The 14,610-nt window shown below is 56.0% G+C and carries 15 protein-coding genes; 12 read left to right on the top strand and 3 right to left on the bottom strand.

Annotated elements, in window-relative coordinates; all coding sequences use genetic code 11:
• The first annotated feature begins 143 nt into the window (after window positions 1-143).
• The 12 genes from rraB to V8L73_RS04330 all read left to right on the top strand — a co-directional run bounded on the left by rraB (window position 144) and on the right by V8L73_RS04330 (window position 9,158).
• Entirely contained in the window at window positions 144-587 is a 444-nt protein-coding gene (rraB, locus tag V8L73_RS04385; protein ID WP_036023602.1) for a ribonuclease E inhibitor RraB, read from the top strand.
• A 30-nt stretch (window positions 588-617) separates the two neighbouring features.
• Entirely contained in the window at window positions 618-1,466 is an 849-nt protein-coding gene (locus V8L73_RS04380) for an aldo/keto reductase (protein WP_027274132.1), read from the top strand.
• Between the two features lie 60 nt (window positions 1,467-1,526).
• Window positions 1,527-2,012 (top strand): phosphatidylglycerophosphatase A, encoded by a 486-nt coding sequence (locus V8L73_RS04375; protein ID WP_347254785.1) that lies wholly within the window; start codon window positions 1,527-1,529, stop codon window positions 2,010-2,012.
• 416 nt (window positions 2,013-2,428) lie between these two features.
• Window positions 2,429-3,529, top strand: a complete 1,101-nt coding sequence (locus V8L73_RS04370; RefSeq protein ID WP_027274134.1) for a M42 family metallopeptidase — start codon at window positions 2,429-2,431, stop codon at window positions 3,527-3,529.
• Window positions 3,530-3,630: 101 nt separating this feature from the next.
• Window positions 3,631-3,909 carry a PTS sugar transporter subunit IIB SgcB gene (gene sgcB, locus V8L73_RS04365; protein WP_161624114.1) on the top strand — a complete coding sequence of 93 codons (279 nt, stop codon included), beginning with the start codon at window positions 3,631-3,633 and terminating at the stop codon, window positions 3,907-3,909.
• A gap of 12 nt (window positions 3,910-3,921) precedes the next feature.
• Complete coding sequence (sgcC, locus tag V8L73_RS04360) at window positions 3,922-5,235, top strand: PTS sugar transporter subunit IIC SgcC (protein WP_027274136.1); 1,314 nt, start codon at window positions 3,922-3,924, stop codon at window positions 5,233-5,235.
• A gap of 38 nt (window positions 5,236-5,273) precedes the next feature.
• Entirely contained in the window at window positions 5,274-6,080 is an 807-nt protein-coding gene (locus V8L73_RS04355; protein WP_261831301.1) for a BtpA/SgcQ family protein, read from the top strand.
• 128 nt (window positions 6,081-6,208) lie between these two features.
• Window positions 6,209-6,649, top strand: a complete 441-nt coding sequence (locus tag V8L73_RS04350) for a PTS sugar transporter subunit IIA (RefSeq protein WP_027274138.1) — start codon at window positions 6,209-6,211, stop codon at window positions 6,647-6,649.
• A complete protein-coding gene (locus V8L73_RS04345) occupies window positions 6,646-7,296 on the top strand; it encodes an epimerase (RefSeq protein WP_347254210.1) in 651 nt (216 codons plus the stop codon). The genes V8L73_RS04350 and V8L73_RS04345 overlap by 4 nt, the downstream gene beginning before the upstream one ends.
• Window positions 7,289-8,071: a DeoR/GlpR family DNA-binding transcription regulator gene (locus V8L73_RS04340; protein ID WP_027274140.1), complete on the top strand. Its 783-nt coding sequence runs from the start codon at window positions 7,289-7,291 to the stop codon at window positions 8,069-8,071. Before V8L73_RS04345 ends, V8L73_RS04340 begins: the two co-directional genes overlap by 8 nt.
• A complete protein-coding gene (hxpB, locus tag V8L73_RS04335; RefSeq protein WP_261831303.1) occupies window positions 8,068-8,727 on the top strand; it encodes a hexitol phosphatase HxpB in 660 nt (219 codons plus the stop codon). Before V8L73_RS04340 ends, hxpB begins: the two co-directional genes overlap by 4 nt.
• Before the next feature lie 374 nt (window positions 8,728-9,101).
• Window positions 9,102-9,158 carry a type I toxin-antitoxin system Ibs family toxin gene (locus V8L73_RS04330; RefSeq protein WP_261831422.1) on the top strand — a complete coding sequence of 19 codons (57 nt, stop codon included), beginning with the start codon at window positions 9,102-9,104 and terminating at the stop codon, window positions 9,156-9,158.
• 448 nt (window positions 9,159-9,606) lie between these two features.
• Here the strand turns inward: V8L73_RS04330 and V8L73_RS04325 are convergent, their stop codons facing one another.
• From V8L73_RS04325 to pepA, 3 genes are all read right to left on the bottom strand, one after another.
• Window positions 9,607-12,462, bottom strand: a complete 2,856-nt coding sequence (locus V8L73_RS04325) for a valine--tRNA ligase (RefSeq protein ID WP_347254209.1) — start codon at window positions 12,460-12,462, stop codon at window positions 9,607-9,609.
• A 17-nt stretch (window positions 12,463-12,479) separates the two neighbouring features.
• Entirely contained in the window at window positions 12,480-12,929 is a 450-nt protein-coding gene (locus V8L73_RS04320) for a DNA polymerase III subunit chi (RefSeq protein WP_027274144.1), read from the bottom strand.
• 129 nt (window positions 12,930-13,058) lie between these two features.
• A complete protein-coding gene (gene pepA / locus V8L73_RS04315; protein ID WP_027274145.1) occupies window positions 13,059-14,570 on the bottom strand; it encodes a leucyl aminopeptidase in 1,512 nt (503 codons plus the stop codon).
• Between the last annotated feature and the right edge of the window lie 40 nt (window positions 14,571-14,610).

The raw sequence follows: 14,610 nt of genomic DNA, 5'->3' as shown, positions 1-14,610 counted from the left end.
GCAATGATGAATTTAAAATCAATTTATATGAATTAATATTCACAATCAACCTAAGTTTAGGTAAAACGTTGGCTTTTGTGGTGGAGCTTATTAGGGCACTGTGTGAGAATAGCGATAACTGACTATCACAAGCGAGAATTATCATGGCCACTGCTAACGACGAACTGAACGCGCTGCTCGAAGAACAGCGTGAAGAGACCCGCCTGATCATCGAAGAACTTCTGGAAGACGGCAGCGATCCGGACGCGCTATACGCAATCGAGCACCACTTTTCCGCCGAAGACTTCGACTCGCTGGAAAAGGCGGCCGTAGAGGCCTTTAAGCTCGGCTACGAAGTTACTGACCCGGAAGAGCTTGAAGTGGAAGACGGCCTTACTCTGCTGTGCTGCGACGTCATCAGCGAGGTGGGGCTTAACGCTGACATTATCGATAAGCAGGTCGAACAATTAGTTCGGCTCGCCGAGCGTTTTGAAGTCAACTATGACGGCTGGGGCACCTATTTCGAAGATCCCAACGGCAGCGACGGCGATGAAGACGAAGACTATGCCGAAGAAGATGAAGAGGAAGAAAAACAGCCCCGCCACTAGGCTAAATTCATAACCTAACGGAGGTAAGCAATGGCCAGACAGCGCATGCGCTACATCACGCTGCCCAGCGGGGATGAAATGCCGGTCCTCGGGCAGGGCACCTGGTTTATGGGTGAACGCAACTCGGACCTTAAGCAGGAGATCCACACGCTCCAGCAGGGGATTGAGCGCGGCCTTAGCCTCATTGATACCGCTGAGATGTATGCCGACGGCGGCGCCGAAAAGATCGTCGGCGCAGCCATAAAGGGCCGCCGTGATGAGGTGTTCCTGGTCAGTAAAGTGCTGCCTGGCAACGCCAGCCTTAAGGGAACGATGGACGCCTGCGAAGCCAGCCTGCGCAGGCTGGGCACTGATTACATCGATCTTTATCTGCTTCACTGGCGCGGCCGCATTCCTCTGGCTGAAACGGCCGAAGCGATGGAAAACCTGGTGGAACAAGGGAAAATCGGCCAGTGGGGCGTCAGCAACTTTGACGTAGATGACCTGGAAGAGCTGATGACCATTGTAGGCCACGAGCAGGTCGCTACCAATCAGGTGCTGTATAACCTGTCTCGGCGCGGCATTGAGTACGATTTGCTGCCGTGGTGTCGCAGCAACAGCATGCCGGTCATGGCCTACTCTCCGATTGAACAGGCAAGGCTGCTGGAACATCCTGCATTGATAGAAGTCGCTCTGCGCCATCGCGTAAGCCCGGCCCAAATCGCCATTGCCTGGGTGCTGCATGACCACAACGTGATAACTATCCCGAAAGCCGCCAACGTTCAGCACATGCTGGAAAATATTGAAAGCCTTAGCATTGAGCTGAGCCATGAAGACTACGTCACGCTAAACGCCGCATTTCCACCCCCGGCCAGAAAAACGCCGCTGGAAATGCTGTAAACGACCGAACGCACAGCGGTTCGGGAAGAACCGCTTTAAAAGAAGAAATTGACTTTGCGTATAACGATAAAACCCGAGCTCTATCGCCTCTCCGTTCGTAATCCGCTGCACTGGCTTGCCGTCGGGTTCGGTTCCGGGCTATCGCCGAAAGCGCCCGGCACCTTTGGCTCTCTGGCGGCTATCCCCTTTTATTATCTGTTTTTACAGTGGTTTTCTCTGCCGGCATATCTGGTCATTCTCGTCGTCGCCTTTTTCCTCGGCGTATGGGCCTGCCGCAGCGCGGCTAACGCCATCGGCGAACACGATCACGGCGCTATCGTCTGGGATGAGTTTATCGGCATGTGGATTGCCTGCATTGCGCTGCCTTCAGGCATCGTTTGGATGCTGTTCGCCTTTATCGCCTTCCGCTTTTTCGACATTCTCAAACCGTGGCCTATTCGCTGGTTTGATGAAAACCTCTCCGGCGGGTTCGGCATCATGATGGATGACGTCATTGCCGGGATAGCCGCTCTTTGCGTTGTTCAGCTAGCCTGCTTCATTTTCTAAACGGAGCTAACGGGAAACGACATTGACCCTTTTTAGACGGGCTAAAAGTCGTTTCCCCATCGCAAAGCGGCCATCCCCCACCAGCGATGACAAAAAATCGTTATGCGTCGGTAACCCTATCAGCCACCCTCTTTTATTAAAAAGCCCGTAAATCGCAGCAAAATAATCATTAACACGCCTTTCCAACAATTCAACTTTCGCTCGAAGTTCAATCACGACAGCTGCGCATTTCACGCTAACAATCACTATATATGATTATTTTATTTTGAAATTAATCACAGAACACACATAACCTCATACTCCCTCCCCATTTAAGAGACGCAAATCACAAAATTAACGCCACTCAGCGCATATAACCGTTCACGAAATGATTGATTGAACGTTGCCGGTGACATCCCGGCGCTACAGGGGGAAAGATGGCCTTTAATATTTGCTGTACGCTAACGCGCCTGCTGTCACTGGACGGTATTTCCGGCCACGAAGGCGCCATCGCCAAAGAGATGCGAAGCAACTTTGAGCAGCACGCACACGAAGTCTGGCAGGACAGGCTGGGTAACGTGGTCGCCCGCTACGGCAGCCAGAAGCCCGACGCGTTCAGACTCATGATTTTCGCCCATATGGACGAGGTCGGCTTCATGGTGCGAAAAATTGAAGCCAACGGATTTCTGCGCTTTGAGCGAGTGGGCGGCCCGGCGCAGATAACCATGCCCGGCTCAACGGTTCGACTGGCCGGAGAATTCGGCCCGGTACCTGGCTGCATTGGCATTAAGTCCTACCACTTCAGCAAAGGCGACGAGCGCACCCAGTCACCGGGGATCGACAGACTGTGGATAGACATCGGCGCGTCCAGTAAGCAAGATGCCGAAGCCATGGGCGTTAAGGTCGGTACGCCGGTCAGCCTCTACAACCCGCCGGTAGCCCTAGGCAACGATATGATTTGCAGCAAAGCCCTGGACGATCGCCTGGGCTGCACCGCCCTGTTGGGCGTTGCGGACGCCGTCGCAAAAGAGGAGCTGGATATCGCGCTCTATCTGGTTGCCTCAGTGCAGGAAGAGTTCAACATTCGCGGCATTTTGCCGGTGCTCAAGCGCGTTAACCCGGATCTGGCCATCGGCATCGACATCACGCCGTCGTGCGACACGCCCGATCTGGCCGACTATTCCGACGTCGTTATCAATAAAGGTCCGGGCATCACCTGCCTGAACTACCACGGTCGCGGCACGCTGGCCGGGCTTATTACGCCGCCCGCGCTCATCGCCTTTTTGGAGCAGATTGCCAAAGAGCACGGCGTTCCCGTACAGCGGGAAGTCGCGCCGGGCGTCATCACTGAGACCGGCTACATTCAGGTGGAGCAGGACGGCATTCCCTGCGCCAGCCTGTCGATTCCCTGTCGCTATACCCATTCGCCCAGCGAAGTCGCTAGCCTACGCGATCTGGCGGACTGTATTCACCTACTGACTTTTGTTGCAAAAGAAAAAGGCGAACGTTTTCCCATCGCCGCCAAACCCGCGCTCTGATAGCGCACTTCCGTCACACCCACGCCTTGGCCGAGCATCGCCATTACCCTAACGCTCAGGCCAAGCGTTGCCACCACGTTAACGTAACGAGGAATAACATCATGAAAAAGATACTCGTGGCCTGCGGCACAGGCATGTCCACCTCAACGATGATCGCCCAGCGGGTGCAGGATTACCTGTCGTCCCAAGGCATTGCGGTCACGATGTCCCAGTGCTGCTTAAACGAAATTCCCTACAACTGTAGCGGTATGGACCTCATCATCACGTCGATGAAAGTCGATAAAGACTACGGCATTCCCACGCTAAACGGCGCGCCGCTTTTAACCGGCATTAATGACGAAGCGCTGAAAGAGCAAGTCAAAGCCCTGTTGAGCCAATAGGCAGGAGGCGACATGTTTGACTATATCCTCTCACTCGGCGGAACGATATTTGTGCCGATCGTGATGATCGTTATCGGCCTCATCTTCAGGATCCCGCTGCTGCAGGCCATTAAGGCCGGCGTCACCGTCGGCATCGGCTTTGTCGGCATGGGGCTTGTGATCGTTATGGCGATAGACAGCCTGAGCCCGCCGATTAAAGTAATGATTGAGCGCTTCGGCCTGACGCTGCACGTACTGGACGTCGGCGCGGGCCCCGCCTCCGGCGTCGGCTACGCTACCGCTATCGGCGCCATGATTATCCCCGTGATATTCCTGCTCAACGTCGCCATGCTGGTCACCCGCCTGACCAAAACCATGAACGTGGACATCTACAACTACTGGCACTTCGCCATTACCGGTTCCATCGTTCAGCTGATGACCGGTAGCCTGATTTACGGCGTGTTAGGGGCTATCTGCCACGCCGCGCTGTCGCTGAAGATGGCTGACCTCACCGCCAAGCGGGTGCAAAGCATCGTCGGCCTGGACGGCATATCTATTCCCCAAGGCTACGGCTCAAGCTCGGTGCCGCTGTTTATCCTGTTGGACAAACTCTACGGCTACATCCCTTTCCTGAAAGGGCGCAACGTAGACGCAACGGAAATTCAAAAGCGCTTCGGCATGATAGGCGACCCGGTAATTATCGGCGTCGTACTGGGGCTGGTGTTCGGCCTGGCGGCGGGCGAGAACTTTAAGGGCACCGCCGGCCTGATGATTACGGTCGCGGCTATCATGGTGCTGTTTCCGCGCATGATCCGCCTGATTGTCGAAGGGCTGATGCCGATTTCCGACGGCGCGCGTAAATTCTTCCAGCGCTACCTCCACGGGCGGGAAGTGTTTATCGGTCTGGACTCGGCGGTAACCTTAGGCCATCCGACCACCATCGCCGTCGGCCTGCTGCTTATCCCTATTATGCTGCTTATCGCAAGCATTCTACCGGGCAACAAAGTGCTGCCGCTGGCGGATTTACCGGTTGCGCCGTTCTTTATCTGTATGGCGACCGTTATTCACCGCGGCGATCTTCTTCGCACGCTGGTCAGCGGCATCATCGTAATGATTACCGTATTGCTTATCGCAACTCGCTTTGCCCCCTATTTCACCGAGATGGCCCGAAGCGGCGGCTTTAGCTTTGCAGCCGACGGGGCGTCTATTTCTGCGCTGTCGGTCGGCAATATGTTCGGCTGGTCAATAACCGAGCTCATGGCGCTGGGCGCTATCGGCGTGGTTATCGCCGTCGGCATCGTCTGCCTGGTGGTGCTGGGTCTTAGAAACAAAGAGCTGTCAGCGTGACGGCGAAATAAAGACATCATGAAGAGGAGTTATCAATAATGAGTTGGCTTAAATCCGTCATTGGGACTGAAAAAGCGGTCATCGCCATGTGTCACTTCCGCGCCCTGCCGGGAGATCCGGGGTTTGACGAAGGCAAAGGCATGAACTGGGTGGTCGATCGCGCCTATGACGACCTGATGGCGCTGCAAAACGGCGGCGTCGACGCCGTCATGTTTTCCAATGAGTTCAGCATGCCCTATCTGACCAAGGTCAAACCGGAAACCTCCGCCGCCATGGCGCGGATCGTCGGTCAGCTAAAGTCGGAAATCAAGGTGCCCTACGGCGTTAACGTGCTTTGGGATCCGGTCGCCTCGTTCGATCTGGCGAAAGCGGTCGACGGTCTGTTCGTTCGAGAAATCTTCACTGGCGCCTACGCCAGCGACTTCGGCATCTGGAACACCAACGTCGGAGAAACCATTCGCCACCAGCATCGTATCGGCGCACAGGGCGTTAAAACCCTGTTCAACATCGTACCTGAGGCGGCGGTATATCTGGGAGAACGCGACATTCGCGCTATCGCCAAATCAACGGTGTTTAACAATCGCCCGGATGCGCTGTGCGTTTCCGGACTGACCGCCGGCAGTAAAACCGATACCGCAACGCTCAAGCTGGTGAAAGATACCGTGCCGGATACCGTCGTGCTGGCAAACACTGGCGTATGCCTGGAAAACGTGGACGAACAGTTGGCCATCGCCGACGGCTGCGTCACGGCGACCCATTTCAAGAAGGACGGCATTTTTGAGAACTTTGTCGACGGCGATCGCGTCGCTCGCTTTATGGAACGCGTCCGCCGCATCAGGCAATAAGCGGGAACAGACGGAAAGCGTCTGCCCCGCTTAGGCTACATCCCGGTAAATACCGGCCCCCGAAGCCTTCGCCAAAAGTGATTTCGGGGGCATTAACAATATCCCAACCCTAAAAGGAGTCAACCATGTTGATTAAGGACAGTCGCACCACACAGGCGAAACGCCGCGTGCCCTCGTGGCGCGAGGCGATCGTGTTGGCAACGGCCCCGCTGGTCGAGCTGGGTTACGCCAGAGAAGAATACGGACAGGGTATCATCGACAACACGTTGGAATACGGCCCCTATTATCTGATTGCGCCAGGTATCGCCCTGCCCCACGCTCGGCCTGAGCAGGGTGCGCTCAGCAACGGCATCGCGTTTACCACGCTGGAAGAGCCGATTCCTTTTGGAAACGAAGAGTGCGATCCGGTTTGGCTGCTTATCAGCATCTGCGCGACTGACGCTCAGCGACATATAAAGACCATCCAAAGGATCGCGATGCTTTTAGAGCAAAGCGAAACGCTCGAAAAGATAAAAAGCGCCGAAGACGATCGTTCGCTTTGCCGCCTGTTACAGGCGCTGGCGCTATGAGCGTCGTTTACATACACCCTTCGCTGGCGTCGGCCAATCATTTAGCGTTGGGTGAGGAAATACGGTTGCTCTGCGGCTCGGAGATCGCCTCCCTGCATCTGGACATCGAAGACAGCAGCTTTATCCGCAATATCACTTTCGGGCTTAAGACGGCGACTCAAATCTCAGCGGCCTCGTGTTGGCCGCTGTCGGTCCATCTGATGGTGGCCGCTCCTTTCCCTTGGGTAACCTGGCTTGCACCGCTGCGCCCCAAGTGGATTTTTGCGCATGCGGAAACGCTGAACAATCCGTCAGAGATTCTGACCGCGACAAGAAAAATCGGCGCCAAAGCGGGGCTGGCGTTCAACCCGGCGACGCCGCTTGCCCCCTATGATTACCTCGCCAACCGTCTCGACAGCGTCATGATAATGACCAGCGAACCGGACGGCGAGAAGCTTGCCTTCAACGAACGCCTGGTGCATAAAGTTGCTCAGGCCGCGTCGATATTTACAACAAGTGAAATATGGGCTGACGGCGGCATCACTCTGCCGTCGGCAGAAATGCTGCTTACCGCCGGAGCGCGGCATCTGGTATTAGGCCGGGCGATTTTCAGCGCTAATGATTATCCACGCCGCATAGGCCAGTTCAGGGAGATAGCCAATGAGTGACAAACGCTCAGACAGAATGCGCAATCTTTTACACTACCTGTGGCAGCACAAGAGTATTACTACCCGACAGGCAATAGAGCTGTTTGGCTATGCGGAAGCCTCCGTGCGACGCGACTTTGCCATCATTGCAAAGGGTTACCCCGGCATGGTGCGGCGCCACGGCGGTATTGAATTTGACGAATCCACCGTCGATCAGGAATACATCTTCGACGTCAAACAGAGCATGCAGCGGGTCGCCAAGCAGGAAATCGCCAAAGCCGCCAGAGCCATGATTACCCCCGGCGACTGCATTCTGCTGGACTCCGGTTCAACCTGTCTGGCGCTGGCCAAGCTGCTGTCTGACGTATCAGCTAAAGTCATCACCACCGACGTGAAGGTCGCTAACCAGCTCGGCAGCTACACCCAGCTGGAAAGTTACATCATCGGCGGAATGATCCGCCCCGGCTTCTTTTCCGTCGGGGAAAGCCTGGCGGTTGATATGCTAAAGCAGTTTTCCGCCGATAAGGTGTTTATGTCCTGCGACGCGCTGTCGCTGGACGATGGAATAACCAACTCGACCGTATTTGAGGTGGGCGTCAAGAAGGCCCTTATTCCGCGCGGCCGCCAGACGATACTCTTGGCCGACCACAGCAAGTTTGAGCAGGTTAAGCCCCACAGTGTCGCCACCCTGCTGTCGATAAGCTGCATCATCAGCGATGCGCTCCTGCCCGATGACGTCTATTATCGCTATCGTCAGGCGGGAATTAACATCATCAGAACGGAGGGCGCGACGTGAAGACAGCCGTAATCTTCGATATGGACGGCGTGTTGGTTGACTCAGAGCCGGTGTGGGTCGAGGTGGAAAAAGAGATCTATCTTCATCGCTACGGCATACGCTTGACCGATGAAGACTTTAGGGACACCGCAGGCGTTCGTATTGATAAGGTGCTCACGATGCACCATCTTCGCTACGGCCTGCCGCTGCAAGAAATATCGGCACGCGTATCAGACATCGTGACCGAAGTTGGCAACCGCATTCAGTCCGCCCCTGAGCCTATGCCCGGCGTAGAAACGCTGCTTAACGCGCTACGCGGGCACGGCATTCCGCTGGCGGTAGCCTCCTCCTCCCCTCAAAAGCAGATAGAACGCGTATTGAGCGCCCTCGGCCTGACCCACTACTTCTCCCATCTCGTTTCTGCCGAAGGGCTAATCAACGGAAAACCGCACCCTGCCGTGTTCCTGCTGGCCGCAGAGGCGCTCGGCGTTGAGCCAGAAAGCTGTATTGTGATTGAGGACGCGGTCAACGGTGCGATAGCCGCCAAGGCGGCCCAGATGCGGGTTATCGTAATGCCGGCGCCAGAAGCCCGTTCCGACAGGCGATTTGGCATTGCCGATGGGCAAATTGATTCGCTTAGTGAGGCGTGGCCGCTTATTGAAACGTTACTTCGTTAGCAGAACGCCTAACGCTTAATATAAATAAACGCTTGCCCCTTATTTAAGGGCTAATCCTCCTCTCCTATTGTTATTCAAAGTTGCGCAACGCTTCGCAATAAACAGCCGTGAGCTATTTACGAGCCCAGCTCGACTGGGTAATGCTGTCCTTCGGCATATATTTGGCATCACTTATCAGGCTGATTGAGTATTGCTTAGATGTAATGCTAGGCCTTATTTAATCATCGATATATTAAACGCCACCTCTATGTGAAATATCCGCATTAATAAGATACATCGACTGCGGACGAAGAGATTCTTTTACTACAAAGGATCAGCAAGGGGCTGAAACGGGAAAACCCCTACCGAAGCAGGGGTCTAAAGAGGAAAGGGACATGATGAGGTTAGTCATCATCGTGGTGCTTCTGGTAATAAGCTTGCCGGCTTACTAGAGCGCCAGAGCGGGGGAAACCCCGCTCACCCTTTGCCCTCACTCTAGGTTAAAAAAAGAGCACTGTCAACAGCCGTATCGCAGCGCAAAAACCATCAGTATCATGATGTTCACGTTCCTTATGGGGAACAAATGCTATTATTGGCGTAGTTCAGTTTGGTGGAATGCTATCTGGAATCAATAAGAGCAAACAATGAATTTTGAAAAGCTAAATAAGTTAACGTTTACAACAGTGAATCCTGATAATAACTATGTTTGCTGGGATTCAGAGTATTCCCCTATGGCTCCCGTAGAACAGGATTATCTGGCGCTAGAAGTCTGTTTTACCGTTCGCCATGGCGTTATTGAATTAGACGGAATTAATTCCGCGTCGATATAGCTGACCTGAGCGTAGAAACAAAAACGCCGGAAGGTTATTCTTCCGGCGTTTATTTTACATTAACGACAACTTACAGCGCCGCAATCGTCGCCTTCTGCTCCAAAAGCTTAGCCTTGGCGTCCGCGTAGCTAACCAACTTTTCGCGCTCTTTGGCGACTACCGCCTCCGGCGCGCGGGCGACGAAGCCTTCGTTCGACAGCTTGCTCTCGATGCGGGCGATTTCGTCCTCAATGCGCGTCACCTCTTTGGTTAAACGCTCAAGCTCGGCCTCTTTATCGATAAGCCCCGCCATCGGGATCAAAAGCTCGGCGCCGTCCACCAGCTTAGTGACCGACACCGGCCCCTTGTCGCCCGCGGGCAGAACGGTAACGGCCGTCAGGCGCGCCAGCGTGTTGATGAAGGATTCGTTTTCCTGAACGCGCCTTGCCGCATTGGCGTCGGCGTCGCGCAGCAGCACCTCAAGCGGCTTGCTCGGCGCAATGTTCATCTCGGCGCGAATGTTGCGCACCGCGACGATCGCCTGCTTGATCCACTCCAAATCGGCCAGCGCCTGCTCGTCGTTAAGCCGCTCGTCGTATTCCGGCATCGGCTGCAGCATGATGGTGTCTGCCGTAATGTTTCTAAGCGTCTTCACGCGCTGCCAGATGGTCTCGGTAATGTACGGGATAATCGGGTGCGCCAGGCGCAGCAGCGCCTCCAGCACCTGCACCAGCGTGTGGCGCGTGCCGCGCAGCTCGGCCTCGGAGCCGCCGTTCATCACAGGCTTTGTCAGCTCCAAATACCAGTCGCAGAACTGGTTCCAGGTGAACTCGTACAGGATGCCGGCCGCCATGTCGAAGCGATAGCCGTCCAACGCGTCGCGATAGGCCTTCACCGTGCGGTTAAACTCGGCCAGGATCCAGCGGTCCGCCAGAGAGAGCGCCATTTCGCCGCCGTTCTGGCCGCAGTCGTGGCCTTCGGTGTTCATCAACACGAAACGGCTGGCGTTCCACAGCTTGTTACAGAAGTTGCGGTACCCCTCCAGGCGCTTCATGTCCCAGTTGATGTCGCGGCCGGTTGAAGCCAGCGCCGCCAGCGTGAAGCGCAGCGCGTCGGTGCCGTGCGGCTCGATGCCGTTCGGGAACTGCTTCTCGGTGCGCTTGCGGATTTTTTCCGCCAGCTGCGGCTGCATCATGTTGCCGGTGCGCTTTTCCAACAGGTCTTCCAACGAGATGCCGTCAATCATATCCAGCGGGTCAATAACGTTGCCCTTGGACTTGGACATCTTCTGCCCTTCTTCATCGCGAATCAGCCCGGTAACGTAAACGTGCTTGAACGGCACCTGCGGCTTGCCGTCTTCATCCTTGATAAAGTGCATGGTCAGCATGATCATGCGCGCGATCCAGAAGAAGATGATGTCAAAGCCGCTGACCAGTACGTCGGTCGGGTGGAAGGTGCGCAGATCTTCGGTGTTTTCCGGCCAGCCCAGCGTGGAGAAAGTCCACAGGCCGGAAGAGAACCAGGTGTCCAGCACGTCTTCATCTTGAGAAAGCGCAACGCCCGGCGCAATGCCGTTTTCTTTGCGAACTTCTTCCTCGTTGCGGCCAACGTAAACGTTGCCCTCGGCGCCGTACCACGCGGGAATACGATGGCCCCACCACAGCTGGCGAGAGATACACCAGTCCTGAATATCGCGCATCCAGGAGAAATACATGTTCTCGTACTGCTTCGGCACAAACTGGATGTCGCCGTTTTCTACCGCTTCGATAGCGACTTTGGCCAGCGGCTTGGTGCGAACGTACCACTGATCGGTCAGCATCGGCTCAATCACCACGCCGCCGCGATCGCCGTAAGGCACCGTCAGGTCGTGCGGTTTAATTTCGTCAAGCAGACCGGCAGCCTCAAACGCGGCGACCACCGCTTTACGAGCGGAGAAACGCTCTAAGCCACGCAGCGCTTCGGGAAGCTCGGCAGAATAAGCTTCGCTGGGTTCGCCGTTGGTGTCGAATACTTCTGCGACGTCGCGGATTTCGGCGTCGAAGGTGAAAATATTGATCATCGGCAGCGCGTGACGACGGCCGACTTCATAGTCGTTAAAGTCGTGCGCTGGCGTTATCTTCACGCAGCCGGTGCCCTTTTCCATATCGGCGTGCTCGTCGCCGACGATAGGAATGCGGCGGTTAACCAGCGGCAGAACGACGAACTTGCCGATTAAATCCTTATAGCGAGGATCTTCCGGGTTAACGGCCACGCCGGTATCGCCCAGCACCGTTTCCGGACGGGTGGTAGCAACCACCAGATAGTCTTTGCCTTCGGCAGTCTTGACGCCGTCCGCCAGCGGATAGCGCAGGTGCCACATCGAGCCTTTGGTTTCACGGCTTTCCACTTCCAGATCGGATATCGCGGTGCGCAGCTTCGGATCCCAGTTGACCAAACGTTTGCCGCGGTAGATCAGGTTCTCTTTGTACAGGCGAACGAACACCTCTTTCACCGCGTCAGACAGGCTTTCGTCCATGGTGAAACGCTCGCGGTCCCAGTCAACGGACGCGCCAAGGCGGCGCATCTGGCGGGTAATAGTGCCGCCGGACTCCGCCTTCCACTGCCAAATCTTGTCGATGAAGGCTTCGCGGCCGTAGTCGTGACGGGTCTTATTCTCTTCCGCCGCAATCTTGCGTTCAACCACCATCTGGGTCGCAATGCCCGCATGGTCGGTTCCTGCCTGCCAAAGCGTGTTTTTACCCTGCATGCGCTGATAGCGGATCATGGCGTCCATGATGGTCTGTTGGAAAGCGTGCCCCATGTGGAGGCTGCCGGTGACGTTCGGCGGAGGAATGACGATGCAGTAGCTTTCTTTGTCTTTATTACCGTTCGGCTTGAAATAGCCGCTCTCTTCCCACTGCTTATACAGGGACTGCTCAATCTCTTGCGGGTTGTATGTTTTTTCCATGGTCTTCTTAATGTCGTTCAAAAAGGTGGCGGCGTTGCCGTCGAAAGGTTAAAACCGACGCTGCGATACACTTTATAACGCTCGCGCGCCTGCTGTTTCAGACTGTCCTCATGGGGCACAAAGTCTACCACTTCATAGAAAGCGGTGGCAAAGTCGGGAAACGCTACTTGCAGATTAATCAGAAGATCGCGAGGCATATTGCTGCGCTTGCCCGGCCAGCACAGCTCAACCGGCGCGCCGTACTTCGGCCCCTCGCCAACCAGGCTATGGGGAACAAACGACGACGCGTCGCGAGCCCACAGCGCTTCGTCCAGACGCTCGGCCTGCGCCTGAGAATCACAGGCGATAAGGATACGCTTCCCCATGCGCCAACGCTCCGCGGCAAGATGGCAGGTTAACGCCTCGACGGGCGTCAGGCCTGCCGACAGGTCATCGTTTTCCAATATATAGAATGTCGCACTCTTCATAACGGCCGGTAGCGAATCTCTTCACGTAATGGTCAGAGGCCCGCGAACGGGCCTCTGAAGGATTTAAACCTGCGCCGCTACCGGTTAAGGCAGCGGCGCGCAGCGGGCTGAAGCGGTGCTTCAGCGCTGTTACTCTTCAAAGCTTTGACCGGCGCGGTTCAACAAGAACTGCGTCAGCAGCGCGACCGGGCGGCCGGTTGCGCCCTTGGCCTTGCCGGAGCGCCAGGCGGTGCCGGCGATGTCCAGATGCGCCCAGCTGTACTTGCGGGTAAAGCGGGACAGGAAGCAGCCAGCGGTAATCGCACCGGCAGGACGACCGCCGATGTTCGCCATATCGGCAAAATTGGAGTCCAGCTGCTCTTGGTATTCGTCGTTCATCGGCAAACGCCACGCGCGATCGCCCGCCTGTTCTGAGGCGTTAAGCAGCTCGGAAGCCAGCGGATTATGGTTGGACATAAGCCCGGAAATCTGGTGGCCAAGCGCAACGATACAGGCGCCCGTCAGGGTCGCAACGTCGATAACCACGTCAGGCTCGAAGCGCTCCACGTAGGTCAGCACGTCACACAGCACCAGCCGCCCTTCCGCGTCGGTATTAAGCACTTCGACCGTCTGGCCAGACATAGTTGTCAGCACGTCGCCGGGGCGATAGGCGCGCCCGCCCGGCATGTTCTCACAGCCGGCCATTACGCCAACGATGTTGAGCGGAAGCCCAAGTTCGGCGGCGGCGCGCATTACGCCGTAAACCGACGCGGCGCCGCACATATCGTACTTCATCTCATCCATGCCTTCCGCAGGCTTGATGGAGATGCCGCCGGAGTCAAAGGTAAGCCCTTTGCCGACTAAAACAATAGGCTTGGCGTCAGCCGCCGGGTTGCCGCGATACTCAATCACCGACATCAGGGATTCGTTCTGCGAACCTTGGCCCACCGCTAAATAGGCGTTCATGCCCAGCTCTTTCATCTGCTGTTCGCCGATCACGCGCGTGGCCATGCTGTCGCTGTAGGCGTCCGCTAACTGACGTGCCTGAGAGGCCAGATAGGCTGCGTTACAAATGTTCGGCGGCATGTTGCCCAGATCTTTCGCCGCCTTCACGCCGGCGGCAATCGCCAGACCGTGGGCGATAGCGCGCTCGCCGCAGGTCAGCTCGCGGCGAGTCGGCACGCTGAACACCAGCTTGCGCAGCGGGCGGCGCGGCTCAACCTTATTGCTCTTCAACTGATCGAAAATGTAGAGCGTCTCTTTCGTCGTCTCTACCGCTTGACGCACGTTCCAGTAGGTGTTGCGCCCCTTAACGTGCAGCTCTGTTAAAAAGCACACCGCTTCCATTGAGCCGGTATCGTTAAGGGTGTTGATGGTCTTCTGAATGACCTGCTTATACTGACGCTCGTCCAGCTCGCGCTCTTTACCGCAGCCGATAAGCAGAATGCGTTCAGACAAAATGTTGGGCACATGGTGCAACAGCAGAGACTGACCGACTTTGCCCTCAAGCTCGCCGCGGCGCAGCAGCGCGCTGATGTAGCCATCGCTGATTTTATCCAGCTGTTCGGCGATCGGCGACAAGCGACGAGGTTCAAAAACGCCGACGACAATACAGGCGCTACGCTGTTTTTCCGGGCTACCGCTCTTTACACTGAACTCCATGCACTCTCCTGAATCTTAAAGAGACAAGGCCAAGCGGTTG

Origin of the sequence: Leminorella grimontii (genome assembly GCF_039789245.1) — a bacterium.
Lineage (GTDB): Bacteria > Pseudomonadota > Gammaproteobacteria > Enterobacterales > Enterobacteriaceae > Leminorella > Leminorella grimontii.
Note: the sequence above shows the minus strand (reverse complement) of the source record. Positions and strands in the feature narration are given on the sequence as shown.